Below are 24945 nucleotides of genomic sequence, written 5' to 3' on the forward strand. Positions count from 1 at the left end.
TGGTTAAGTATTCTCCTGAATAAATCTATTGTCAACCATTTGGTTAAATATAATTCTTTTGTGAGTCAGCAGTCGAGCGTTATAAAACGTAAAGCGTGGTAAAGGGCTGGTTGCAGTGACGCTTATCACTATCGTCCCTGCCTTGCGCCATCTATGCTTGGCCGTGGTAAATCTGACAATAACAATGCAAAGAGGTGTTTATGCTGAAGCTTGGTAAATTAATGGCGATGGTATTTTTGGGCTGCTGTGCACTGGTTGCGCAGGCGGATGAGGCGGTAAAAATCCACAAGGCGATTCAGTTTGCCGCGCCCGACAACTTCCCGCTCACGCTGGATATTTACGTGCCGCAGACGGGCAAAAAATCCTACCCGGTGCTGGTGATTTACCACGGCGGCGGTTGGCTGGTGAATAACAACTCGATCATGCACGACATGGCGACCAAGGTGGCGCGCGACGGCGACATGGTGGTAGCCAATATGAACTATCGCCTGCTGGGCGATCAGAGCAACACGGTCACCATGAACCAGATTATTGAGGACGTATTCGGCGGCCTGCTCTGGGTGAAGGAGAATATTGGCCAATACAGCGGCGACCCTACCCGGGTGGCGATTACCGGCGACAGTGCCGGCGGCCATTTGACCACTATGATTCTCACTCGTGGCCGCCAGTTGGAGAGCGATGGTTACGCGGGTGCGAGTTTGGGTTTCAAGCCTAGCTATTTACCCGCAGGCAAAACCGCCGAACAAGTCGCCCGGGAGGATGGCCTGAAAGTGCAGGCGGCCGTGGTCAGTTATGGTGCATTTGATCTCTACGCGGCGGCAAAAGGCGGTTTTGAATCGCCCGGCAATATGTTTTGGAAGTTTGGCAATGCGGAGCCGCGCGGCCTGTTTGGTAAAGACATTAACGTGAACGACAACCCGGAGCATTACAAAGCGGTATCGCCCATTTATTTTGTGCCCAAGGCCAGTGAATACCCACTGCCACCACAATTTGTGCACGTGGGCAGCCTGGACAAAACCACGCCACCCGCCGCGGCGCAGCACTATGTGGACTTACTGAAAGCGGGCAAACAACCGGTGGAGTACAAGGTTTACCCCAACAAAACCCACGCCTATCTGGATAACGGCTGTAACTGGGCGGGCAGTTGTTTTGATAAAGATGCGCTCTGGCCAATGGAGGACATCATCAACTTCCTGCAAAAAACGCTCAAGCTTTAAGCCTTCACGCGCGGACGGGCAGCAATTTTTCAGCAATGGTTCAGTTTTTGCTGCCTAGTCTTGTACGACATGTCCGCTGGAGGGATTAATCGTGAAAAAGTCGGTATCGGTATTGGCAGGTTTGTTAGTGATGTGGGGCTTGGTGATGGTGGTAGTGCCAGAGCGCACCCCGCCATCCAAACCGAACGCGGTAAACGCGGTGTTTTAAACATTTCGTTATCGTCCTCTGACGAGTCATTTTTCCCTGCCGGTTAATGCAGGGGTGTTTTGCCCCTGCGTGCACGATCTTTCACGCGATAATGATGGCTATATTCATCATTTTGCTGAAAAATCGCTCCTTTGATGCATATATCCATCATTTTGATCAAAGGTTTGTAATCCCTTCGCAATGAAAACACCTCTCGCAATTTTAAATTCCACTTTTGGCTATCATGAATTTCGCGGCCCGCAAGCGGCGGTGATTGATGCGTTAGTTGCCGGTGAAGATGTACTGGTGCTAATGCCCACTGGTGGCGGTAAATCCCTGTGCTACCAAATTCCAGCGCTGGTGCGTGAAGGTGTGGGCATTGTGGTATCACCACTGATCGCATTGATGCAGGATCAAGTCAGTGCGCTGCGCGAATTGGGCGTGCGTGCCGGGTTTTTAAATTCGTCGCTTTCACCGCAAGAAATGTGGCAAACCGAATTGGCGTTGCAGCGCGGTGAGCTTGATATGCTTTACGTTGCGCCAGAACGGTTAATTCAGCCGCGCACATTGGAATTATTTCACCAGATAAAAATTTCCCTGTTTGCGATTGATGAAGCCCACTGCGTATCGCAATGGGGTCACGATTTTCGTTCCGATTATTTAAAGCTGGAACTATTGCACCGCGAATTTCCGCAGGTGCCGCGCATTGCATTAACGGCAACCGCCGATGTGCGTACCCGCGATGAAATTATCGCGCGCTTGCAATTGGAAAATGCGCAGCAATTTATTAACGGCTTTGATCGCCCGAATATTCAATATCGCATTGCACAAAAAAATAATCCAAAAATCCAGTTGATGCGTTTTTTGCGTGAAGAACAAGCGGGTAACTCCGGCATTGTATATTGCCTGTCGCGCAATAAAGTCGAACAGATTGCCGAGTGGTTGAGCAGTGAAAAATTTACCGCACTACCCTATCACGCCGGTTTACCTGCCAATGTGCGGCAAAAAAACCAGGAGCGGTTTTTACGCGAAGACAACATCATTATGGTGGCGACTATCGCGTTTGGTATGGGCATCGATAAACCCGATGTGCGTTTTGTCGCGCATCTGGATCTGCCCAAAAGTATTGAAGCTTATTATCAGGAAACCGGCCGCGCGGGGCGCGATGGTGAACCGGCAACTACTTTATTACTTTACGGGCTGGAAGATGTTGTTAAATTGCGGCAGATGATGGCGCAAAGTGAAGGCAGTGAAGAATTTAAACGCAATGAACAGCAACGGTTAAATGCGATGCTGGGCCTGTGTGAAATTACCAGCTGTCGCCGCCAGAGTTTGCTGCGCTATTTTGGCGATACCCTCGCGCAGCCCTGTGGCAATTGCGATTGCTGTATTACACCACCACAAACCTGGGATGCTACCGAAGCGGTGCAGATGGCGCTCTCCTGTGTGTATCGCACTGGCCAGCGGTTTGGCGCGGGCCATGTGATTGATGTATTGCGCGGCAGCAACAATGAAAAAATATTGTCGTTCGATCATCACAAACTCACCACCTACGGCATTGGTAAACATTTAAGTGCGGATGAATGGAAAGCGATTTTTCGCCAGCTGGTTGCGCGTGGTTTGTTGGACGTCAATAGCGATGGTTTTGGCGGTTTGGTATTAAATGAAAGCTGCCGGGCATTTTTGCGTGGCGACGAGAAAATCAGTTTGCGCCGCGATATTAAAGCAGCTAACAACTCGCCGCGTCGCGCCAACCTCGGTCAGGGGATTGAAGCAGAGGATCAGGGTTTGTGGAATGCCCTGCGCTCCTGCCGCAAACGCCTCGCCGAAGAACAGGGCGTACCGCCTTACGTGATTTTTCACGATGCGACTCTGCGCGAAATGTTGGAATTCCGCCCGCTTACAGCAGAACAATTGCGCAGCATTACTGGTGTGGGTGAAAGTAAATTGAAACGTTTTGGTGAAGAGTTTTTAGCGGTGATTCGCACGGCGGAATACGAGGAATAATATGGACTCTTTATCGCAAATTGCCTTGGGCGCTGCCGTGGGTGTCGCCGTGATGGGATGCAAGACAGCGCTGTGGAAAGCCGCGCTTATGGGGGCTGTTGTGGGCACCTTACCGGATCTGGATGTGTTGATCAGTCACGGCGATCCCATTCGCGATATGACCTTGCATCGCACTGAAAGTCACGCGTTATTTTACCTCACGTTAGTGTCACCCTTGTTTGCATGGTTCATCGCCACCATCGCGCGTGAAAAACATTTATTTAAACACTGGTGGCTGGCGGTGTGGTTAGTGTTAATCACCCATCCACTGCTGGACACCATGACCATTTATGGCACTCAACTGGCACTGCCGTTTAGCGATTATCCATTTGGTATCGGCAGTGTATTTATTATCGATCCGCTCTATACCTTGCCGCTATTGATCGGTACCGTTATCGCACTGGCGCGCAAAAAATTTACCGGTTTGCGGTGGAATAATATCGGCCTGGCGCTGAGCAGCGGCTATTTAGTTTGGGGTTTGGCGATGCAATTTTATGTCGGCACCCTGGCTGACAAAGCTATCGCTGCGCAAGGCTTGGCGGTGGAAAAACGGTTGGTAATTGCATCGCCTTTTAACAGTTTGTTATGGCGGATTGTGGCTATTACACCGGAAGGTTACGCCGAGGGTTTTTATTCACTGCTGGATAACAACACACAGATTAATTTTGTGGAGTATCCGCGCGGCACGGATTTGTATCGGCTACTTGATGGCAATTGGGAAGCAGAGCGTATCGCCTGGTTTAGTCACGGCTATTTTAAAGTGTCCGAGCACAAGGGCGTTATTAGCATCACAGATTTACGCATGGGCCTTGAACCCTATTACACCTTTACTTTTGCGGTGGCCGAGCGGAGCAATCAGCAACCTAATGCACCGTTGGATTTTATTACACCGCAACAAGTGGCTCCCAACATCAATAGCGAGCAAAGTTTGCAATGGCTTCCGCAGCGCTTGCTGGGTAATACCAATCAGCCATTAATAGAATTTTTAAATACACCTTAAGCGGTATTTATTACGCTCACATAATCACGCGATACAATGATGGTATCCCCAGAGGTAGCATGAATTTACTGTTGGATCGCACCTTCAACCTGAGCTTTCCGGTTATTTTTACGCTGGGCATTTGTGCGGGCGTGAGTTGGCTCGCACACTGGGTGAGCCGGCAACGCACATTTCCGGGGCGTTTCAGTTTTGTATTAATTCACCTTGCCAGTTTGTGGTGGCTGTTTGCGGCCGCGCTGGAAATGGCGGTGTTGCAACCCAACCATAAAATATTTTGGGCGGCCATGGCCTGGCCCGGCATAGTAGCAGCACCGACCTTTTGGGCTATTTTTTTATGGCAGTACGTTAACAGTATTCATCGCCCACTGGCGCGCTGGAAATTAGCGGTACTGATGTTAATGCCACTGTGTTGTTGGTTGCTGGCTCTTACCAATCCTGTGCACCAATTGTTTTATGGTGCAGCTACCGCGCCTATTAATAATTCCCCCGGTGCACCTATTCGCTATGCACACGGCCCACTGTTTTATGCGGCGGCGGTGTACGTGTATTTATTTATGTTGTTTTGTATTGCGGTAGTTATTCAGGCTGCGGCGCGCAGCCGCGGTTTGTATCGCCGCCATTATTTGGCGTTTGTATTGGTCACAGCAGTACCTTGGGCAGCGAATATCAGTTACGTAGTGTTTGGTAAAACCATTTTTGGTTTCGATCCCACACCCTTTAGTTTTGCGTTTACGCTTGCGGCATTTGCTTGGTTAATTGTGGGCGTGCGTTTGTTTGATGTGCTGCCCGTTGCACGGCATTTATTGCTGGATGCGCTGCTCGACCCGGTGCTCGTGATAGATACGCAGCAGCGGGTGATAGAGGCGAATCCGGCGGCGCTGGCCTTGGCGAATTCACCTACTGCATGGCAAGGGTGCGCGCTAGAAGAGTGGCCAGTGATAGGCCGGGATTTACAACAATTACTCGCGCTCCATATCAACCAACAAGAGCCGCAACTGCTTACCCTTGCGGACGGCGAACGCTTTTACGAATTGCGCGCGAGTGCGATAACCCGTGCGACCCGCGACGGCCCTTTAGTGCTCGGCAAAATGCTCTACTTGCGCGATGTTACCCAGCGCTATTTGAGTGAATTAAAACTGTCCGAAGCCTTGGCGCTGAGTGAGCAGCGCTTAAAAACTATCACCAACTTACATGAATTATTACGCGAGCAAGCGCTGCGTGATCCGCTGACCGGTTTATACAATCGCCGTTATCTGGATGAATTTTTTGCGCTGGAAATCGCCCGTGCGCGCCGTCATTCCCGCCCTATGGTGTTGGCACTCATTGATTTGGATCACTTCAAACAACTCAACGATGATCACGGTCATTTAATTGGCGATGATGTGCTTAAATCCGTCGCATTATTTTTGGTGGAAAATGTGCGCGCGTCCGATGTGCTCTTTCGCATTGGTGGTGAGGAGTTTTTAGTGATATTGCCCGATGTCGATGCGCAGGCAGCGTTTACCCGGCTTAATAAACTCTGCAGCGCGTTTGCGGCAGTACCGATGGACACGCGCAAAGGCGGACTGTCTCTGACTTTTTCAGCGGGCCTCGCGCTCTGGCCAGAGCAGGGCGACACACTGGATGAATTAATTCTGCACGCCGACGCGGCGCTCTACCGCGCAAAAGCGGCAGGGCGCAATTGTGTTCACCAATAAGGTGCACGGGTAGATTGACGAACTGCCTATTTAATGATTAATTGGCGCGTCAATCAAATAACCAGGAGCAAGGAAATGACAGACGCTAATCCCTATCAAACCCCGCAAAGTAATTTGCACGAGCAACAACCGGTGCATTATCAAATCAATCCCAACTGGGATATTGGCGATGTATTCAAAGAAGCCTGGCAGTTAACCAGCGGTTACAAGGCAACCCTTTGGGGTGCAATGCTGATTTACATTGCAATTTCTATCGCGGTATCGCTGCCGTTTGAATTTATCGGCAAAGATTCGCTGGTAATAATGTTCATCTCACAAATTGTGATTGGTTTGGTGACCTACCCGCTTTACGCCGGTATCACCATGCTCGGTATTAAGCGCAGTGTAGGCGCGGCCACCAACGCATTTATGGTGTTTGATTATTATTCAAAAATTATCCCCATCTTTTTGTTGTATGTGGCGATGGTGATTTTAATTTTAATCGGCTTGGTATTGCTGGTTATCCCCGGTATTTATTTAGCGGTTGCTTACTCCATGGCGATTCCACTGCTGGTGGAAAAAAACATGGGTATTTGGGAAGCGCTGGAAACCTCGCGTAAAACCATTCACAAGTGCTGGTTTAGAGTTTTCGGCTTGTACTTAGTGGTGTTGGTTGTAGTAATTCTGGCGATGCTACCCTTGGGTATTGGTTTGATCTGGGCGGTGCCTTTGGTCAATCTGGTAATGGGTGTGGTGTATCGCAACCTGTTTAGCGTGGGTGAAAACGTTTAAGCTAATTTGATTCCGGCAGCAGCGGGTATCGCAGACCCCCGAACAGATTGTTGTTCGGGGGTTTTTATTTTGTGGAGTTAAAACTCGCCATCGCGCGCCATGCGCTCGCGCTCTTTGCGATCTTCCTCTTCTTCTTTCGCGTGTTCGATAATGCGCATCATGGTGGCGATATCGGCGTCGACGTTGCTCTCGGCAAATTCGCCGGTGAGTTTTACATTGGGGTGCAGGTTGCCGTGTTCGAACAAATCCCAAATTTCTTCGGCGTAGTGGGTGACTAATAAATCCGGCGCGTATTGGCCAAAGTAGTCACGCATATTGTTTACATCGCGGGTGAGCATGGCTTTGGCGTTGTTGTTACCGGCCGCGTTAACCGCCTGTGGCAGGTCGATGACCACCGGGCCTTCGTAATCCACCAACACGTTAAATTCGGACAAGTCACCGTGAACCAGCCCGGCGCAGAGCATGCGCACAATTTCCATCATCATGCGCGCGTGGTAGTCGCGCGCTGTCTCCGGGTCAAAGGCGACAGCGTCCAGGCGCGGTGCGGGGTCGCCTTCTTCATCGACTACTAACTCCATTACCAGCACACCTTCCAAAAACCAGTAGGGTGTGGGTACACGCACACCGGCTTCGGCCAGGCGATAAAGTGCGTCCACCTCGGCGTTCAGCCAGGCCTCTTCCGCTTCTTTTTGGCCGTAACGGGTGCCTTTGGCCATGGCGCGCGCGCGGCGCGAATTGCGCACGGTGCGGCCTTCCTGGTATTGCACCGCTTGTTTAAAACTGCGTTTATTGGCTTCTTTGTAGACTTTGGCACAGCGGACTTCGTTATTGGCGCGCACCACAAACACTTGCGCTTCTTTGCCGCTCATTAATTGGTAGTAAACCTCGTCGATCAGGCCGTCATCGACCAGAGGTTGTAAGCGTTTTGGTATCTTCATTGATGCTCGGAATTGGGGAGAATGTGGCTGCATAATACCACTCATCCCCGCGAACCGGAAAAATGGCGGTGTTAATACTGTTTGCATAAGCGATAAAAAACGCCGCCTTGCAGGCTGCAGGGCGGCGTTTTTTATCGGGCTGACGTGAGCGGAGGAAAAGTTAGATTTTCAAATGGGTCTGCAAAAACTTTTCCATGGCTTCAAAGGTTTGTTGGCGATGGGGCAGGTAATCCAGATTGTGAGTGCCCTCCTCCAATTCGATGTATTCATGTACCTTGCCATTTTTTTCCAGGGCGCGCGCCATAATGCGGCTCTGCTCTACGGGTACGATTACGTCATCGTCGCCGTGAATTAATAGAATCGGGATTTTGACTTTTTCGGCCATGCGTACCGGTGAGGTTTCTTTGAGCTGTTTTTTGTCCTCGCCGAATTGTTTGCGCGCGGTGTTTTTGTTGGTGAAATAGCGGAAATTATTGCTCATTTTCACCAGGTCAGACATACCGGCAAAACTGATCGCACACTGGAACAAGTCGGGGGTTTTGGTCGCACCCATGAGTGCGGCATAACCGCCGTAGCTGGCGCCCACGATGCAGACTTTTTTCGGGTCGGCGATTTTTTCATCGACCAGGTATTTCACCGCATCTTCCAAATCGTCTTGCATTTCAAGGCCCATGCCACCCACCGCTTGCATCATAAAATCGTGGCCGTAACCCGAGGAGCCGCGGAAGTTGGGTTGGAATACCACGTAACCGCGGTTGGCCATAAAGGTAGAGAACATGTCGAAGCTTTTACCGTCCTCGCTCATGGGGCCGCCGTGGGGCAGGATGATGGTGGCGGTGGGTTTGTTGGCAAAGGTTTTGGGCAGCGATAAAAAGCCTTCCAGTTCCAAACCATCGCGCGCTTTGTAGCGGCGCATTTCTTTTTCGATCAGCACGTCCTCGGTTAAATCCGGGTAAGCTGCCGCCAGAGGTGACAGGGTTTTAGCGTCGCGGTCGCCGTACAGATAAGTGCCGGGGTTGGTGGCGTTAGTGGTGTAGAGCACGTATTTGCGTGCATCTTCACTCATATTCACTATGTAATTGCTGGTGTCTGGCAGGGCTTTATCCAAACCACCTTGGAATGCCTGGAATTCCTTGTTCCAGAACACACTGCGCGAACTGCCGTCGTTGTAATACAGCCCCACCACTTCTTTGTGGGCGCGGGAATAAATCAAGCGGCCGCGAACATCATAATTCTCGTGGCTCAGCATTAATTCGCGCGGGAAGCCGGGTTGGGAGAGGTCGGTTTTAAACAGTGCTTGACGCCCTTCATGATCGGCAAAAATATAAAGTTCATTGGGGTTGCTGCCAAAGCCGGCTATACCAATCGATGGCTCATCAAATACTTTATATTCCCATGCGACTATCCACTTATTGGTGGCCTGATCAAGAATCTTGTAAGTAAATTTGCCCTTTTTATCGTCGTAGTGCTCGCCAATACGCACATTGCCTTGGCGATCGGCGTACCAGGAGCGCACGCTGCCCGAGTGTTTTTTCACGCGGGTCAAGCGGCCGGTATAGACGTTGGCTTTGTACACGGTTTGATGATGGGCCATTTCGCGGTCCACGCTGATCAGTACGTGCTCCGGGTCGTCAGGCAGGTAGCTAATCACATTGTCTTGATATTGGCTCACATGGTTGTAGGGCGCATCTTCATCCGGTTTAACCAGAGTGATCATTTTGCCCTGCTTTTTGGCATCGGTTGCCAGCAGGCGGGTCTGCGAATACTTCACGCCGTTGGGGGCGCGGCTGTCAAAGCGCAAGCTCATCAATAACCGATCGTTATTGGCCCAGCTGACCCAGTTAAATTTAAATTCTTTGTTATCGGTTTTGGCGGGATAAATAGTTTTACCGCTGGCTAATTCCACCACCATCACTACGGTATCGCCGCCAAAATTTTTCAGCGCCAATAAGTGAGTACCATCAGGCGATAGCTCAATATCTTCAATCATCGCATCGTTATAAAACACTTCCAGCGGCAGGGGTTGATGGCTGGTTGTGGCGGCGTGTAATTGCGTCGGGATGAGGCAGCAAGTGAGCAGTGCCAGCAAGGTGCTAACACGCAAACATGCCGCAAGGCAGGTGCGCAGAGACATACTTGAATCCTTGGTGTGATTATTGGAATCGCGCGCAGACCCAGTGCTTGTGCCGGGTTCCCTGAGCGCTCTGACTCTGTGCGGTTCCTGATAACAAGTGTGTACTACGGCGTCAGCGCAGTATCTATAAGTCGCATTTGTCAGTCAATTACACCCACAGCTTGCGCATTAAATATTTATGCCGGGCTAAATTAAGGTTCATTTAAGCGAGCTTCCCTATTCTGAACTGGTCGACACAGGCTTAGGCCACCATTTTTCAGCTATCGCTGATGACGTTTACCAACCACTTATGAATAGGAACACCACCATGACTTTTATTAAACATACTCTCGTTTTTGCTGCCTTACTTTCTGCTACAGCACTGGTACAGGCAAAAGATGTCAGCCTTGATGAAGCCATTAAATTGCGCGATGCTGGCAGCATTCAAGCCTTCGATAAACTCAACGCCCTTGCGCTTGCCCAACACCCCGGCGGTGTGCTGCAGGATACGGAATTGGAAAACCAATGGGGCCGCTACGTGTATCAAATCGAACTGCGCGATGCGCAGGGCCTTGAGTGGGATATAGAGCTGGATGCCAACACCGGTGAGATTCTCAAAAACCAACAAGACGATTAATCCTTAATTGTCGCAAACTTTTGCAAGGTAACCCATGCGCCCCTTAATTCGCTTGCTCTGTTATATCCCGCTGCTCGCACTCACCCTGAGTGTCAATGCGGATGACCTGAGCCAGGACGAAGCCCTGCGCTTGCGCGAGCTGGGGCGCATTATTCCGCTGGAAAATTTACTCGCGCTGGTACAGGCGCGTCATCCCGCCTCCCGCTTGTTGGAAGTTGAGTTGGAGGAGGATGACGATATTTATGTCTATGACGTGGAATTAATTACCACCGAAGGTGTGGTGCGCGAGTTGGAAATCGATGCCAGCACCGGCCAATTATTAAAAGACGAGGAGGATGACTAATGCGCATTCTTATCGTGGAAGACAATGTCGCCCTCGCCGACGAATTAACGGCGGATTTAAAACGCGCCGGTTACGCGGTGGATTGGCTCGCCGATGGCCGCGATGCGGCGTATCAAGGCGCAACTGAACCCTATGATTTAATTGTGTTGGATTTGGGCTTGCCGGGAAAATCCGGCCTCGATGTATTGCGCGAATGGCGCGCGGCGCAAATGCAGCGCCCGGTATTAATTCTCACTGCCCGCGATCACTGGGCGGAGCGTATAGAAGGTTTAAAAGCCGGCGCCGACGATTACCTCACCAAACCGTTTCACCCGGAAGAATTACAGCTGCGTATTCAAGCACTGTTGCGCCGCAGCCACGGTCAGGTGAATCAAACACACTTAACTGCCGCCGGTTTGCAATTGGATGAAGCCCTGCAACAAGTCAGCAAAAATGGCGCAACCTTTGAACTCACTGCCGCTGAATTTAGTTTGCTGCGCTATTTAATGTTGAACGTGGGCAAAATAATTTCCAAAGCGCAATTGCACGATCATTTATACGATGGTGAAAGTGAGCGCGATTCCAACGTAATTGAAGTGCATATCAATCACCTGCGCGGAAAACTCGGCAAAACCGCAATAGAAACACGGCGCGGCCAGGGCTATCGCCTGGTGGAACAATCAGCGTGAGAAAATTGTCGCCCTTAAAACCCGCCTTCAATTCCATTCAACAGCGGCTGAGTGTGGGGTTGATCGGGGTATTAATTTTAGTGGGTTTGCTGCTCGCGCAACTCAGCCTCTGGGTCTTTGACCAAGGTTTGCGCCGCTATTTCAGCACCCAATTGCAAACCCAAAGTGAAACGCTGTTGGCTGCCCTGGTGCGCGGTACTAATGGCATAGAGTTAGATCAACAGCGTATCGGTGCCGCTTATCAGCGCCCTTTTTCCGGGTATTATTTTTTAATCGATTTTGATGGTAAACAGTGGCGCTCGCGCTCGCTGTGGGATCATCAATTGCCGCTGCTTACGCAGCGCGGTTTGCAGCGCGCATTGCATGACGGCCCTGAAGCGCAGCAATTATTAGTTTATCGCGCGCAATTTCGTCGCTTTGGTAAAACCATCGTCATTCAAGTCGCGCAGGATTACACGCCGATGCTCGATAATTTTCGTCGCATGCAATTCATGGGTGGCGGGTTGGGTTTGGCGGCATTGATCCTGTTGGTATTATTGCAGCGCTATTTAGTGGCGCGTTCATTGCGTCCGCTGGAGGACTTGCGCGCACAAATCGCGCAATTGCAACAGGGGCAGCGCAGCACGCTCGAAACTGCAGTGCCCAGCGAATTAAAACCTCTGGTTGAGCAATTAAATCGCCTGAGCCAACACACAGAGGATCGCCTTAAACGCTCGCGCAATGCGCTTGGCAATTTAGGCCACGCCTTAAAAACGCCGCTGGCGATTTTGTTCAGCCTCGCCAATCGCAGCGAATTAAATAATCAGCCGCAACTGCGCGATAATTTGCGCAGCCAATTACAGCAAATGCAAGAGCGCATCAGCCGCGAATTGGCGCGCGCGCGGCTCGCCGGCGAAGCCCTGCCCGGCGCGCACTTTCACTGCGCGGCCGAATTACCGGATTTAATTTCAACTCTGCAATTAATTCATCGCCGCGATTTGCAGGTTCACTGGTCGGCGCCGGCGGATTTACGCCTGCCCTGGGATCGCGAGGACATTCTGGAACTATTGGGCAACTTGCTCGACAACGCCTGTAAATGGGCGCGCCAGCAAGTGCAAGTAAACATTCGCCATAATCCGGTGGCACAACATTTTGAATTAGTTATCGAGGACGACGGCCCCGGTATCGCGGCCGCCGAACGCGAACAGGTATTGAGCCGCGGTACCCGCATTGATGAACAGGTGCAGGGCCATGGCTTGGGGCTTGGCATAGTGCGCGATATTGTCGAGCACTGCGGCGGTGTATTGCAGCTACAACAGAGTTCACTCGGCGGCCTCGCGGTTGTTATACACTTACCGGCAACCAACGCCTGTTAGCCTTTGTTGCGCTAAGGGCGTCCTTTTTTCGCTTCAGCCCTAAAGACTCATGTTATGCGCGGTATGCACTCCTCGGGTTTATCGGCCCACCCCAATCAACAACCCCGCCCTGAAAATGCCAAGGTGAATTTACGCCAGAGCATGGCGTATTTGCTTCCCTATTTGTGGGATTTCAAAGGGCGAGTCATTCTTGCCATTCTCGCCCTCCTCGCCGCCAAAGGCGCAACCCTGGTGATGCCCTGGGCGCTAAAACATATTATTGATGGAGTGGATGCCAGCCTCGCGTCGCCGTTAATCTTTCCTGCGTTTTTTATCCTGTTTTACGGCGCGCTGCGTTTTGGCAGCGTGTTTTTTGGCGAGGTGCGCGACGCGCTGTTTAGCCGCGTGACCGAACACGCCATGCGTAAAATCGGTTTGCGGGTATTTAACCATTTACATTCGCTGGAGCTGGCGTTTCATTTGGATCGCGCCACCGGTGGCATTAGCCGCGATATTGAACGCGGCACCAATGGCATCAGTTTTTTGATGCGCTTTTTAATGTTCAATATAGTGCCCACACTGTTTGAAATTTTAATGGTCGCGATTATTTTTGCCGCGGCATTTTCCATTTGGTATGCGGTGATTACCTTAGTCGCCGTAGCCATCTATGTGTTATTCACTATTTACACCACCGAATGGCGCAACAAATTTGTACGCGAAGCAAATCAGGCAGATTCCTCCACCAGTACCCGCGCAATTGATTCGCTGCTCAATTACGAAACCGTCAAATATTTTAACAACGAGCAGTACGAAGCTGACACTTACGACAAATTCCTCGCCAACTGGGAGACAGCTAAACTAAAAAATCGCATGTCCTTGTTGGCTCTCAACTCGGGGCAGGCATTAATTATTGCACTGGCCATGACCGCGATGATGTGGATCGCGGCTGACAGTGTCATCAAAAAAGAAATGACCCTTGGTGATTTAGCGATGATTAACGCCTACATGATCCAGCTATTTATCCCACTCAATTTTTTAGGTTTTGTCTACCGGGAAATTCGCCGCTCGCTCACCGATTTGGAAAATATGCTCGCGCTGTTAAAGCGCGATGCAACCATTAAAGACGCGGTGGATGCCAAACCTTTGGCAATTGCCAAGGGTGAGATCCACTGGCAGGGGGTAGATTTTGGTTATCACGCCGAGCGTCCGATTTTGCAGCAATTTAATTTGCATATTCCGGCGGGCAGTAAAGTGGCGATTGTGGGTTCCTCGGGGGCGGGCAAAAGTACACTCGCGCGCTTGCTCTATCGTTTTTACGATATTCACGCGGGCAGCATTCAAATCGATGGGCAGGATATTCGCACTGTCTCGCTCGCGAGTTTACGGCGCGCCATCGCCATAGTGCCGCAGGACACGGTGTTATTTAACACCACTATTCGCGAGAACATTGCTTACGGCAACCCGCAGGCGAGCGACGAACAAATTGCGCGCGCAATAAAAATGGCGCACCTGGATAACTTTATTAACAGTTTGCCCGAAGGCGATAAAACGCTGGTAGGCGAGCGCGGATTAAAAGTATCCGGCGGGGAAAAACAGCGTATTGCTATAGCGCGAGTATTGTTAAAAGGCGCACCGATTTTAATTTTTGATGAAGCCACCAGCGCCCTGGATTCCCATTCCGAAAACGCAATCCTGGAGGCGATGCGCGCTGTTGCCACCGGCCACACGACTCTGGTCATTGCCCATCGGTTATCCACCGTGGTGGACGCCGATCAAATTGTGGTGATGGACGAGGGGCAAGTTATTGAACAGGGCACCCACAACCAACTGCTGGAGTTGCAGGGACGTTACGCGCAGATGTGGGCGCTGCAATTGCAAGAGGAAAAATAATCAGCGCCTTAATTAATAGGACTAAACCTTAAAAAAGATCCAAAGCTGTGCGCGCCTACTTTGGTGTGCACCAGTCTCCGTGCAACCACATCACAATTTACGCTGCATTTTCTATGTTGGTGGCTATTTTTAGCACCAAAATTAAACATTTCCCGCGCCAATGAATGCTTTTTTAACTTGGCACAGCTTTCGCTATAGCTTGATCACTAGGCGCAACCGCGTCAGGAGCAGTGATGGGCAATATCGGATCGCCCGACAGCAGTGTTGCTGCAATTTTTCTGGTCATAAGGGCGTGACGCATGTCGACTTCGTTTCAATTCAATTACGGTAAATACCGCGGCATTTTAATTTCTGTCGCACTTTTTTTATTGCTCGACGCTTCGGTATTGCTGCTCAACTTTTATGTCTCTTTTGAAATTGCCGACGACGCCGTAGGTGTAAACCTGGCGGGCCGTCAGCGCATGTTGTCGCAGCGGATGGCAAAAACTCTGTTTGTATTGGATAGCTCACGCGGCGATCCCGCTGCTTTTCAAACTGCCTATGAAGAGCTGTTATTCAGTAAAACGTTGTTTGATGAAACCCTGCAAGCCTTTGTGCAGGGCGGCAGTGTGCGCGGTGGCGCCGGGAAAGAAACAGTAATCCTCGAGGCAGTAACCAATCGCGCCGGGCGCGATGCACTGCATAACACCGCGCAACTTTGGCGCCCTTATAAATCCGCAGTCGATGATTTTGTTGCCAGTGCAGCACCAAGCTTGGGGCAGCCGTTAACGGCGGACACTGAAAATGCGCTGAGCGCCGCCGTTGCTATGGCGCGCCTGCACAACTTGTCGATACTGGCGTCCATGAACGACCTCACCTTGAGCCTTGAGCAAGTCGCCGCTTCCAAAGCCAAGCGCTTGCGGCTGATTCAAACCATTGGTATCAGTCTGGCGGTAATGAACTTCCTGTTTATTTTGCTGCACTTTGTTCGCCAATTGCGCGACAGCGATGCGGTGATTGAAAAAGCGCGACGCGAAACCATGGAAATTCTGGAGACGGTAAATGAAGGGCTATTCCTGATCGATAATAAGTTAATGATTGGTGAGCAGCACTCGGCCAAGTTAGCCGAGGTGTTGGGCAATCAGACCTTTGCGGGCAAATCATTTCTGACTTTGTTGGAAAACATGATCAGCGAAAAAGATGCAGAAACCGCGCGCGGTTTTATCGAATTATTGTTTGATCCAAAAATCAAAGAAAAACTGATTGGCGATTTGAATCCGTTGAGTTTGGTGGAAGTAAACATTGCCCAAGTTAATGGTGGTTTTCTTACTAAACATTTGCAGTTTAGTTTTGCGCGCGCGTATCAGGAGCGAGAAATTTCCCATGTGTTGGTAACGGTGCAGGATGTATCCGAGCGGGTGAAACTCGCGCGCGAATTAAGTGAGAGCCGCAAGCACAATGAATCCCAGCTGGAAATGATTACCGGGTTATTGCATACCCACCCTGAACTGCTGAAAGAATTTATCGATAACAGTTTTCAGTGTTTCAATCGCATAAATGGCATTTTGCGACAACCGGCCAAAACCGCACAGGCGGTACGCGATAAAGCAGTCACTATTTTTCGCGAAATTCACAATTTTAAAGGTGAAGCTGCTTCACTCAAACTGGCATTTTTTGAAAATGCCGCCCACAGCATGGAAGACACCCTGGCGCAATTGCGCAGCAAACCGGATATTAGCGGCAATGACTACCTCGGCCTCGCGGTGCAACTGGAAAACTTAATCAGTTATACACAACAAGTGCAACAGCTCACCGAAAAACTGGGACAGTTTTCGCTGGTGAGCAATAAGGCACCACGTCCGGCATCCACGCAAAATATTACCGGTAGCCGTCGCAACGATGGCTGGGATCATCTGAATGACTTTGTACAAAATATGGCGCTGCGCAACGGTAAACAAGTACGGTTGGTGGCCAGTGGTTTGAGTGAAATCAACCTGGCACCAGAGTGCGAGCAACAGCTGAAAGAAATTTGTATCCAGTTACTGCGCAATGCTGTGGTGCACGGCATAGAAACTCCGCACGAGCGGGAGCTGAGCGAAAAACCAATGGTGGGGCGTATTGATTTGCGCCTCGCCAAATTATCGGACGCCGAAATGGAATTGACCATTAGCGATGATGGTAAGGGTTTGGATTATGTCGCCATCCGCGAGAAAGCCTTGGCAACAGGAAAATGGTCGGAGCAGGAAATTGAATCCTGGAGTAATAAACAATTACTCGGGTTAATTTTTCAAGCGGGGTTTAGTACGGCGGCGGAGGTAACAAAAGATGCGGGGCGCGGTATAGGCATGGAGGCAGTAATGCAACATGTGATTAGTCAGCGCGGCAAAATTAATGTGGCCAGTCGCGCCGGTGAATTTTGTCGTTTTATTATTAGCTTACCTATTATTCCGCCTGTAAATGAACAAACCCTATCACCTGTTTCACAAGGATCTGCCTATGCTGTCACTGATGATTGTTGATGACTCCAATATTATTCGCCGCAAAATTGAGCGCTGTAATGACAGTGATCAATTTAACGTAGTGGCGTCGGCTGCAAATGGTTTACAAGCCTTGGAATTATTTAAACAAACACGCCCGCAATTAGTCACCATGGATTTAACCATGCCGGAGATGGATGGCATCGCCTGTATCCAGCAATTGATTGCGCTTGACCCGGCGGTGCGGATTTTGGTGGTTTCTGCACTGTCGGATAAAGCCACGGGTATTGATGCATTAAAAAAAGGGGCGCGCGGATTTTTATGCAAACCCTTTACGGAAGAACAACTGCTGGATGCATTGAACGAGCTAACCCTGGATTAAGGATCAATAAATGTCTGAACAAACCATACAAGTATTTATCGATGGTGTTGTGCGCTACTTCCATCACACCAATGATAAGGAAGTGAAAGTCGGTACGCCTTATCTGGTCGAAAACAATAATCCCGCTGCTTATGATATTACCGGCATTATTGGCATTTCCGGCCCTTACCGTGGCTGCGTGTATTTCACCGCGCCGCGTATTTTATTAAAGCATTTACTGCTTAGTATCGGTGAATCCGATACCAGTAATGAACATATTTTTGATCTGGTGGGTGAGGTGGCCAATACTATTTCCGGTAATGCGCGCAGTACCTTTGGCCATGAATTTATGATCTCGGTACCGGTAATGATTGAAGGCGCGCCCAATCATATTCATCTGCCTGCGCAACTGCGTTCCTATGTGATACCGGTATATTGGAAGTCCTATCACGCAGCGGTAGTTATTTGTTTGGAACAATAAAGTGCTTTGTGCACGCAATTATTTTTTATAACCCGCTTTCTGCGCATCAAAATGGTGTTGATTCATTAAATCAATGCCACAGGACAAGTTGCTAATCCAATCCAGAAAACGCTGCACCATGGCGCGCCCCACAAATGGGCTGCCATGCTGCGGCACCATCATTTCCACATCCATGTCGCGAATCATATTCGCCCACAAGCGGCAGGCTTTATTGCTGGCCATATAGCGTTGGTGAAAACCGAGCATATGGGGAATGTGTGCATCAAAATCGATTACTGGTTGCTCGGCATGCTCTTCAATAAGCGAAGCGCCCATATCGCCACTGAATAAAATTTTACTGACCGGATCATAAAAATGAAAATTACCGACGGAATGTAAAAAGTGGGCAGGCAACACAATTATTTCACCGCGACCAAATTCAATCGCGCCGCCCCTATCGGGCATAGCGATAATACGTTCATCCAGGTTTTGGCTTAACTGCTGGGTAATATATTGCGAGGCCAGATGCGGCAAAAAACGTGACCAGAGTTTGGAGGTGACAACCTGACATTGGGTATACATCATCCAGCGCGGTAGCGAGGCAATAATATCCGGATCTTGATGTGAGGCAAAAATGTAATCCAACTGATGGGTTTTAACCCGTTTGCCCAATTCAATATTGAGTGGTGTATAGGTGAGGTCGCCACCGGGATCGATGAGTGCGGCGCGGTTATTGTCGATAATTAAAAATTGATTGGCTTGAATACCCTCACCCACCACCAGATCAGAAAACTGGATACATTGATGGCCATCTTTGTTGTAGAGAAAATGGGCTTTGTCGCGCGGAATGATTGCCTGATTCATGCCAGTTGTGTCCTGAATGCAAAGGGCACAGCATAAGGGCTTCATTGTCCACTGAGTTGATGCGAGTCAAACTCCGCCACAATAATTGCTGGTTGTTGTTAAAATATTTGGCCATCAAAAAATAATCGCCAGGAAAATCAGCCGTCAGAAAAAGCGGTAGCTAAATAAAGTTGTTCGACTTTTTCACGCGCCCAAGGTGTTTTGCGCAAAAATTTCAAACTGGATTTCACACTCGGATCACTTTGAAAGCAGCGAATGCTGATTAATTGCCCCAGCTCTTGCCAACCATAATGTTCAACAAGACGGGTAACGATGGTTTCCAAGGTCAACCCGTGCAGTGGGTTATTTTTTTGATCCTGCATGATATTCACTCACAGTGCGCCCGGCACAGGTTGTTTATCCACAAACCAATACCAGAGTTGACAGAGGGCAACTGCGCCGACACCGCTGAGCATCAGCAGCGCAAAAGGCATGGCAGTTCCCGTATAAAAATAAGCAAGTAATGGCCCGGCAAAGGCACCGCTGCCAAACCGTAAAGTTCCGGTAACCGCCGTCGCCGTACCGCTGTGATGCGGGAACTTCATCAATACAATTGCATCAGCATTAGTGGACATCAGCGTTAAGGCCCCCATCAGTGGCGCTATGCTCAGCACTGTCCATAACAGGCCCAGCTGCAAATAATTCACGAGAAATAAAACAAAGGCGCTAATTAGCGCAATCACTAAACCACAGCGTAACATCCGCAGCGAGCCAACCCGCGTAACCAAGCGGCTATTAATAAAATTCGCGAGGATTAAACAAATCACGTTGGCACCAAAGAGCAGGCTAAAGGTTTGTTCACTCACGCCAAAATAATTAATGTATACAAACGATACGGCAGTGATAAAACAAAAAAACGCAAACGACCCGAACATCATACTTAGAATCATCGGCCGCGCCTGGCGATTGGAAAATACAATTTTATAACCGCTAAAAAATCCTGCGGGTGCATCGTCATTGCCAGCAATTGGCTGGCTAATCTCTGGCAGCCACTTCCACACCAGTGCAAAAATCATCGCTCCATAAAGCGCTAACACAATAAAAATACTGCGCCATTCACTGAACCATAAAATCACACTACCAATGCCCGGTGCGAGCAGCGGGGCGAGCATCATCATCATGGATAAATAGGACATGCCCTTGGCGGTGTGTTCCTGATACAACTGCCGCACCAAGCCCGGCACTACCACGGTGGCGGCCGCGCCACAAAATGCCTGGCTTGCGCGCAAGAGTAAAAATATCTGCGCATCTTGTACTAACGCCAGCGCAATACTGCTGAGGGTAAAACCGGTTAAGCCAAAAATCGCCAATGGCCGCCGCCCCAGGGAATCTGCAAGCGGCCCAAACAACAGCATGCCCGCACCATAGGCGGCGAGAAAAATACTCAGCGACTGTTGTACTGTGCCAATGTGTGTGTGCAAGTCGGTGGCGATATTAGGCATAGCCGGTAAATACATATCCACTGCCAGTGGTGTGGTGGCAATAACGGCAGCGAGCAGTACTATTAAATAAGGATGCGATTGACGAGTCATGACAGAGGATGTGGCCGCAAGTGAGGCGAGAGAGTAATAACATCCTAGTCTGTGTGCAGCCCAATAAAGAGCCCGTCTATTAAAACAGATTCAACGAATTTTTAGATGGATAGACCCGCCTATTCACAATTCTTCCGCAGTTTGGTGATGGCGTCAGGGTAGCGTGTTTGTAATAAGGCCAGCTGTTCAGCGCCTAAATATTTTTGTGCGAACTCCCAGGGTTCAACACCGTTGTTCCAATCGCAATGCACTACAGCGAGAGTGGCCAGATTCTGCGCCACCGAGGTTTTTAAATAAGGGCGATAATTTTTTTCCTGTGCCAAGTGCGCAAAACTATCCAGTGCAGTTACGTAAAACGCAGTATCGCGTGAGAAAGAAACGCGATGAATTCCTGCTTGCTCCATAATGGCTTTGACATAAACAGGTTTCAACGGTGCGGCCGTGGGGGGCCAATCCGCCAGAGTAAAATCATTGGTCTGGGCCAGCGCGCTGGTGCAAAGTGCGCTGGCGGAAAGCCCTAAAAATACTCTTTTCAACCATACCAACATACTAAAATCCTCCTGGGAAAATGCGCTGCACAGTATAACCTTCTCGGGTTATGCCCATGAGTTGCACAGTGAAAGTTAAATGATTGACTTTGCCTCAAAGGCGTGTAGACTTGGATTCAGCTTGAAAGTACGTCTAATATTTATGCACCACATTTCGAAGTTCCAGTAATAGAATTTTGGCCTGTTTACATAAGTAATTCCCACATTTCCAGCACAATCGCCCCTCGGGGTAATCCTTACTTTTGTATTAATAGGTAACACTATGTCTAAAACTACTACTGGCACTGTAAAATGGTTCAACGAAGCTAAAGGTTTCGGTTTCATCGAACAAGAATCTGGTCCAGATGTTTTCGCTCACTTCAGCGCCATTTCAGGTTCAGGCTTCAAAACCCTGGCTGAAGGCCAAAAAGTTAGCTTCACTGTGACCCAAGGCCAAAAAGGCCCACAGGCTGAAAACATCACCGCTATCTAATTCCTTGCGGATTTAGAAGTGTGATTAAAAAGGCGAGATGAAAATCTCGCCTTTTTTGTTGCCCGTCATTTTGTTATTTCCCTGCACTGTTTTACTTCTGACCCGGCCTGACAAAGGTCACCACTCACGCACGTTTGCTTGTATTTAACCTGCGCTCCCCAATCTCCTGCTGATCTACCACTTCCCCCTTCTGGAATAGCTATGCCCACTGCCCTGACCCGACGCCGGATTTTGGTCGACCTGCTCGCTCCCTATAAAACCCGTATTGCCGCAGCTTTACTGGCGCTGGTGATTGCCGCTGGCTCTGTTTTGCTGATTGGGCAAGGGCTTAAACAAGTAATCGATAAAGGGTTTGTGGCGGGCAGTGCGGAGTTGCTCAATGTGGCGCTCTTGGGTTTATTGGCGGTGATTTTATTGATGTCGGTGGCGACTTACGCGCGTTTTTATTTGGTCTCCTGGCTGGGTGAACGCATTACCGCGGATTTGCGCCGCCGGGTATTTGCCCACCTATTAACCTTATCACCCGTATTTTTTGAGCAAAACCGTACTGGCGATGTGCTTTCGCGCTTGACCAATGATACTACCCAGTTGGAGACGGTGATTGGCTCCAGCGTTTCTATGGCGCTGCGCAACGCTTTGCTGCTGCTGGGTGGTTTGGTGATGCTGGCGGTGACCAGCTTGAAATTAATGGCGCTGGTATTGGTCGCGATTCCCTTTGTATTGGTGCCGATTATCGCTTTTGGCCGTCGGGTGCGAACTCTGGCGCGGGCCAGCCAGGATTCAGTCGCCCATGTCGGCGCCTATACCGATGAGGTAATTCACGAAATTCGCACCGTGCAATCCTATGGCCATGAAGCGGCCGCCGGTGCGGTATTCAATCAGCGAGTGGAGGCGACTTTTGCGACGGGCATCAAGCGTGTTCAGCAGCGCGCGTTATTGGTGGCTGCAGTTATCACCCTGGTGTTTAGTGCCGTCGCATTGATCCTTTGGGTGGGCGGCCACGATGTACTGGCAGGCCGAATTAGCGCGGGCGAACTGTCGGCGTTTATCTTTTACGCCGTGTTGGTCGCCAGTGCGATGGGTACTATTTCGGAAGTGATTGGTGAGTTACAGCGCGCGGCGGGTGCGACCGAGCGCTTGGTGGAGCTGTTGGCGACACCTTCCAGCTTGCCACTGCGCGCTGACCCTTTGCCGTTACCCGAGCCTGCCTCCGGTTTGGTGGAGCTGCGCGCGGTGCATTTTGCCTATCCGTCGCGGCCGGATACGCAGGTCTTTGCGGGGTTTGATTTACGCGTAAATCCCGGTGAAAAAGTCGCCTTGGTTGGCCCTTCGGGCGCGGGTAAAACCACGGTCTTTCAGCTATTGCAGCGCTTTTATGATCCGTTGGACGGCAGTGTGTTGCTCGATGGTATCGACCTGAAAGACGCTGACATACAGGCAGTGCGCGCGCGCATCGCCCTGGTGCCGCAGGATCCGGTGATTTTTGCCACCAGCGTGCGTGAAAATGTGCGCTATGCGCGGCCCGAGGCGAGCGATGAACAGGTTATCGCAGCTTGCGAGGCGGCGTTTGCCATGGAGTTTATTCAGCAGTTACCCGAGGGGCTGGATACCGACCTGGGCGAGCGCGGTGCACGCTTATCCGGCGGGCAAAAACAGCGTATTGCTATCGCCCGGGCGATTCTTGCTGATCGCCCGATCTTATTGCTGGACGAAGCCACCAGCGCGCTGGATTCCAATAGCGAACAGGCAGTGCAGCAGGCGCTGGAGCGACTGATGCAAAACCGCACCACCATTATGATTGCCCATCGCCTTTCCACGGTGGTGAATGCGGATCGCATTGTGGTGTTGCAACAGGGCCGGATTGTGGCGACAGGGACTCATACGGAATTGATGGACAAGAGTGAGCTGTACCAGCAATTGGCCCGTTTGCAATTTCAGCCTGAACCCTCTGGCGACACCTGAGTTACACGAATCAGACAGGCATAAAAAACGGCCACTGCGCAGGCAGTGGCCGTTTTTATTGGATGGGTGCCGGAACCGACTTGCAGGGCAGATCCGGCACTCGAGATTGCGCCATTATTGGCAGCTGCGCACCAGTGACCAGGCGTTGGTCCAGGCCCAGCCAGTACCCGGTGCATAGGGGCCACCCACGGTGCACCAGCCAGCCACGGTGCAGCTGTACTCGCTACCACCGTTTTGTACTAAGGCTCCTGCAGCATAGGTCGCGCCGTTGACATAGGCAGGTGAGCTACAGTTGCCGGTAGCGGCCGAAGATGAAGACGCTACCGCACTGCTCACGCTGGACGACGAGCTAGCAAGGATGCTTGATGCCACCGATGATGAAGCTACTCCACCTACACAGGCACCCAGATCTAACCAATAGCTGTATTGGCCGCTGTTGCTTGCAGGATTGTTATTTTGCGTCCAGTAGTTGGCCTGGTAGCGTTTGCCGTTGTGTTGCACTTGGGTCGGTGCGGTATAAGCAATGCTCGGGTTCCAAATGCCCAGACCTTCACAGGTATTGTTGGAGATGCTGGAGGCGACGGAGCTAGAGCTCAATGACGCTACCGATGAGTTATAAACCGACGAGGCGCTGCTGCTGGCCGGTGGGTTAGAACCGTTGCCGTAGTCGATATCGATACATTGATAAAAGCCTTCCGCCGCATCGCGCAGCCAGTCGCGTTGCCAAATGCTGTACACAATGTGACGACCGGTACGCGGTGGCAGTTGTACCCGATGGGTAGATACGGCTTGTTGATCTTCCGGGCCTGAATCGTGAATCAATTCCAGATCGCTCCAACGCAACGGCTGGCTGTGATCGTAACCTTCACGGGTGATGTAGTAGCGGAAATAGGTGGTTTTGTGCGCCGCGGTATTAGTCCACACAAAGTTCAGTGGACCAGCAGTCACGCTGGTGGCTGGCCAGTCGGTGCGGGCGAGGTCCATGCCAAACAGGTTGGCGCGGTTGGCGCTACACAGGCGGCCATCGGGAATAAAGAACTCATGGTTGTCGCGCACACCGCCCACCGCCACTTCTTGCGGGGTGTACAAGCCGCCGTTACCTGCTGCTTTGGCCGCGATACACGCGGGGTGACTAGGGTTTTCAATACCGTTTTCCTTACATTGAATCACCCGGCTTTTAGGTGATGACACGTAGCCGTGGGCGCTGGCTTCGGTAACGGCAAACAAAGAACTGAGGCTGATGATTAAGGCTGATACGCCACAACTTTTCAGGTTGAGGCGTGAGTGCCATTTATTGATCTTGTTCACTCTGGATCTCCTGCTGGAAGTAAAAAAGGTATAACCGGTGCCACTTGAGCGGCGCGGTAATGTTCAGTGCATTTATATCCAACAACCGGGGTGCGGATATTT

The 24945-nt window shown here is 50.6% G+C and carries 22 protein-coding genes; 15 read left to right on the plus strand and 7 right to left on the minus strand.

Features of this window, described 5'->3' with window-relative positions; genetic code table 11:
- Positions 1-200 precede the first annotated feature (200 nt).
- The 5 genes from NNX04_RS15120 (at position 201) to NNX04_RS15140 (ending at position 6918) form a co-directional block, all read left to right on the plus strand.
- The gene (locus NNX04_RS15120) at positions 201-1217 is read left to right on the plus strand and encodes an alpha/beta hydrolase (RefSeq protein ID WP_261946338.1); all 1017 of its coding nucleotides are present in this window, start codon (positions 201-203) and stop codon (positions 1215-1217) included.
- 388 nt (positions 1218-1605) lie between these two features.
- Positions 1606-3411 carry a DNA helicase RecQ gene (recQ, locus tag NNX04_RS15125; RefSeq protein ID WP_151055440.1) on the plus strand — a complete coding sequence of 602 codons (1806 nt, stop codon included), beginning with the start codon at positions 1606-1608 and terminating at the stop codon, positions 3409-3411.
- A 1-nt stretch (position 3412) separates the two neighbouring features.
- Complete coding sequence (locus NNX04_RS15130; RefSeq protein ID WP_261946339.1) at positions 3413-4450, plus strand: metal-dependent hydrolase; 1038 nt, start codon at positions 3413-3415, stop codon at positions 4448-4450.
- 59 nt (positions 4451-4509) lie between these two features.
- Positions 4510-6147, plus strand: a complete 1638-nt coding sequence (locus NNX04_RS15135) for a histidine kinase N-terminal 7TM domain-containing diguanylate cyclase (RefSeq protein WP_261946340.1) — start codon at positions 4510-4512, stop codon at positions 6145-6147.
- Positions 6148-6222: 75 nt separating this feature from the next.
- Entirely contained in the window at positions 6223-6918 is a 696-nt protein-coding gene (locus NNX04_RS15140) for a hypothetical protein (RefSeq protein ID WP_040391024.1), read from the plus strand.
- A gap of 77 nt (positions 6919-6995) precedes the next feature.
- Here NNX04_RS15140 and NNX04_RS15145 read toward each other — a convergent pair whose 3' ends face one another.
- Positions 6996-7856, minus strand: a complete 861-nt coding sequence (locus tag NNX04_RS15145; RefSeq protein WP_007638893.1) for a PA4780 family RIO1-like protein kinase — start codon at positions 7854-7856, stop codon at positions 6996-6998.
- Positions 7857-8016: 160 nt separating this feature from the next.
- Entirely contained in the window at positions 8017-9990 is a 1974-nt protein-coding gene (locus NNX04_RS15150; RefSeq protein WP_261946341.1) for an alpha/beta hydrolase family protein, read from the minus strand.
- Between the two features lie 307 nt (positions 9991-10297).
- Between NNX04_RS15150 and NNX04_RS15155 the strand changes: the two genes are divergently transcribed.
- The 8 genes from NNX04_RS15155 (at position 10298) to NNX04_RS15190 (ending at position 18139) form a co-directional block, all read left to right on the plus strand.
- The gene (locus NNX04_RS15155; protein ID WP_007638887.1) at positions 10298-10606 is read left to right on the plus strand and encodes a PepSY domain-containing protein; all 309 of its coding nucleotides are present in this window, start codon (positions 10298-10300) and stop codon (positions 10604-10606) included.
- Between the two features lie 34 nt (positions 10607-10640).
- Positions 10641-10949 (plus strand): PepSY domain-containing protein, encoded by a 309-nt coding sequence (locus NNX04_RS15160; protein ID WP_261946342.1) that lies wholly within the window; start codon positions 10641-10643, stop codon positions 10947-10949.
- Positions 10949-11617, plus strand: a complete 669-nt coding sequence (locus tag NNX04_RS15165) for a response regulator transcription factor (protein ID WP_007638885.1) — start codon at positions 10949-10951, stop codon at positions 11615-11617. Before NNX04_RS15160 ends, NNX04_RS15165 begins: the two co-directional genes overlap by 1 nt.
- Entirely contained in the window at positions 11614-12972 is a 1359-nt protein-coding gene (locus NNX04_RS15170; protein ID WP_261946343.1) for an ATP-binding protein, read from the plus strand. Before NNX04_RS15165 ends, NNX04_RS15170 begins: the two co-directional genes overlap by 4 nt.
- A gap of 54 nt (positions 12973-13026) precedes the next feature.
- On the plus strand, positions 13027-14841 hold the full coding sequence (locus tag NNX04_RS15175) for an ABCB family ABC transporter ATP-binding protein/permease (RefSeq protein ID WP_261946344.1): 1815 nt from the start codon (positions 13027-13029) through the stop codon (positions 14839-14841).
- Between the two features lie 299 nt (positions 14842-15140).
- Positions 15141-17339 (plus strand): ATP-binding protein, encoded by a 2199-nt coding sequence (locus NNX04_RS15180; RefSeq protein WP_261946345.1) that lies wholly within the window; start codon positions 15141-15143, stop codon positions 17337-17339.
- A complete protein-coding gene (locus tag NNX04_RS15185) occupies positions 17317-17679 on the plus strand; it encodes a response regulator (RefSeq protein WP_040391023.1) in 363 nt (120 codons plus the stop codon). Before NNX04_RS15180 ends, NNX04_RS15185 begins: the two co-directional genes overlap by 23 nt.
- A 10-nt stretch (positions 17680-17689) precedes the next feature.
- Positions 17690-18139 (plus strand): chemotaxis protein CheX, encoded by a 450-nt coding sequence (locus NNX04_RS15190; RefSeq protein WP_151055450.1) that lies wholly within the window; start codon positions 17690-17692, stop codon positions 18137-18139.
- An 18-nt stretch (positions 18140-18157) separates the two neighbouring features.
- Here the strand turns inward: NNX04_RS15190 and NNX04_RS15195 are convergent, their stop codons facing one another.
- The 4 genes from NNX04_RS15195 to NNX04_RS15210 form a co-directional block, all read right to left on the minus strand.
- Entirely contained in the window at positions 18158-18982 is an 825-nt protein-coding gene (locus NNX04_RS15195) for an MBL fold metallo-hydrolase (RefSeq protein ID WP_151055452.1), read from the minus strand.
- A 137-nt stretch (positions 18983-19119) separates the two neighbouring features.
- Positions 19120-19344 (minus strand): VF530 family DNA-binding protein, encoded by a 225-nt coding sequence (locus NNX04_RS15200; RefSeq protein WP_040391328.1) that lies wholly within the window; start codon positions 19342-19344, stop codon positions 19120-19122.
- Positions 19345-19353: 9 nt separating this feature from the next.
- Complete coding sequence (locus NNX04_RS15205; RefSeq protein ID WP_261946346.1) at positions 19354-20553, minus strand: Bcr/CflA family multidrug efflux MFS transporter; 1200 nt, start codon at positions 20551-20553, stop codon at positions 19354-19356.
- 119 nt (positions 20554-20672) lie between these two features.
- Complete coding sequence (locus NNX04_RS15210) at positions 20673-21101, minus strand: hypothetical protein (protein WP_261946347.1); 429 nt, start codon at positions 21099-21101, stop codon at positions 20673-20675.
- Positions 21102-21363: 262 nt separating this feature from the next.
- Between NNX04_RS15210 and NNX04_RS15215 the strand changes: the two genes are divergently transcribed.
- Both NNX04_RS15215 and NNX04_RS15220 read left to right on the plus strand, forming a co-directional pair.
- The gene (locus NNX04_RS15215; RefSeq protein WP_007638858.1) at positions 21364-21573 is read left to right on the plus strand and encodes a cold-shock protein; all 210 of its coding nucleotides are present in this window, start codon (positions 21364-21366) and stop codon (positions 21571-21573) included.
- Between the two features lie 201 nt (positions 21574-21774).
- A complete protein-coding gene (locus NNX04_RS15220) occupies positions 21775-23535 on the plus strand; it encodes an ABC transporter transmembrane domain-containing protein (RefSeq protein ID WP_261946348.1) in 1761 nt (586 codons plus the stop codon).
- 114 nt (positions 23536-23649) lie between these two features.
- On the opposite strand, the gene NNX04_RS15225 is transcribed toward NNX04_RS15220, so the two are convergent.
- Entirely contained in the window at positions 23650-24843 is a 1194-nt protein-coding gene (locus tag NNX04_RS15225) for a lytic polysaccharide monooxygenase (protein ID WP_007638856.1), read from the minus strand.
- Between the last annotated feature and the right edge of the window lie 102 nt (positions 24844-24945).

Origin of the sequence: Cellvibrio sp. QJXJ, assembly GCF_024452345.1 — a bacterium.
Taxonomy (GTDB): domain Bacteria; phylum Pseudomonadota; class Gammaproteobacteria; order Pseudomonadales; family Cellvibrionaceae; genus Cellvibrio.

Excerpts from the sequence above, each read along its gene's own strand:
- NNX04_RS15185 (WP_040391023.1), top strand. The coding sequence starts at position 17,317 with ATGCTGTCACTGATGATTGTTGATGACTCCAATATTATTCGCCGCAAA.
- NNX04_RS15200 (WP_040391328.1), bottom strand. The coding sequence starts at position 19,344 with ATGCAGGATCAAAAAAATAACCCACTGCACGGGTTGACCTTGGAAACC.
- NNX04_RS15145 (WP_007638893.1), bottom strand. The coding sequence starts at position 7,856 with ATGAAGATACCAAAACGCTTACAACCTCTGGTCGATGACGGCCTGATC.
- NNX04_RS15175 (WP_261946344.1), top strand. The coding sequence starts at position 13,027 with ATGCGCGGTATGCACTCCTCGGGTTTATCGGCCCACCCCAATCAACAA.
- NNX04_RS15155 (WP_007638887.1), top strand. The coding sequence starts at position 10,298 with ATGACTTTTATTAAACATACTCTCGTTTTTGCTGCCTTACTTTCTGCT.
- NNX04_RS15190 (WP_151055450.1), top strand. The coding sequence starts at position 17,690 with ATGTCTGAACAAACCATACAAGTATTTATCGATGGTGTTGTGCGCTAC.
- NNX04_RS15220 (WP_261946348.1), top strand. The coding sequence starts at position 21,775 with ATGCCCACTGCCCTGACCCGACGCCGGATTTTGGTCGACCTGCTCGCT.
- NNX04_RS15150 (WP_261946341.1), bottom strand. The coding sequence starts at position 9,990 with ATGTCTCTGCGCACCTGCCTTGCGGCATGTTTGCGTGTTAGCACCTTG.
- NNX04_RS15130 (WP_261946339.1), top strand. The coding sequence starts at position 3,413 with ATGGACTCTTTATCGCAAATTGCCTTGGGCGCTGCCGTGGGTGTCGCC.
- NNX04_RS15210 (WP_261946347.1), bottom strand. The coding sequence starts at position 21,101 with ATGTTGGTATGGTTGAAAAGAGTATTTTTAGGGCTTTCCGCCAGCGCA.
- NNX04_RS15135 (WP_261946340.1), top strand. The coding sequence starts at position 4,510 with ATGAATTTACTGTTGGATCGCACCTTCAACCTGAGCTTTCCGGTTATT.
- NNX04_RS15120 (WP_261946338.1), top strand. The coding sequence starts at position 201 with ATGCTGAAGCTTGGTAAATTAATGGCGATGGTATTTTTGGGCTGCTGT.
- NNX04_RS15165 (WP_007638885.1), top strand. The coding sequence starts at position 10,949 with ATGCGCATTCTTATCGTGGAAGACAATGTCGCCCTCGCCGACGAATTA.
- NNX04_RS15180 (WP_261946345.1), top strand. The coding sequence starts at position 15,141 with ATGTCGACTTCGTTTCAATTCAATTACGGTAAATACCGCGGCATTTTA.
- NNX04_RS15205 (WP_261946346.1), bottom strand. The coding sequence starts at position 20,553 with ATGACTCGTCAATCGCATCCTTATTTAATAGTACTGCTCGCTGCCGTT.
- NNX04_RS15215 (WP_007638858.1), top strand. The coding sequence starts at position 21,364 with ATGTCTAAAACTACTACTGGCACTGTAAAATGGTTCAACGAAGCTAAA.
- recQ (WP_151055440.1), top strand. The coding sequence starts at position 1,606 with ATGAAAACACCTCTCGCAATTTTAAATTCCACTTTTGGCTATCATGAA.
- NNX04_RS15195 (WP_151055452.1), bottom strand. The coding sequence starts at position 18,982 with ATGAATCAGGCAATCATTCCGCGCGACAAAGCCCATTTTCTCTACAAC.
- NNX04_RS15140 (WP_040391024.1), top strand. The coding sequence starts at position 6,223 with ATGACAGACGCTAATCCCTATCAAACCCCGCAAAGTAATTTGCACGAG.
- NNX04_RS15160 (WP_261946342.1), top strand. The coding sequence starts at position 10,641 with ATGCGCCCCTTAATTCGCTTGCTCTGTTATATCCCGCTGCTCGCACTC.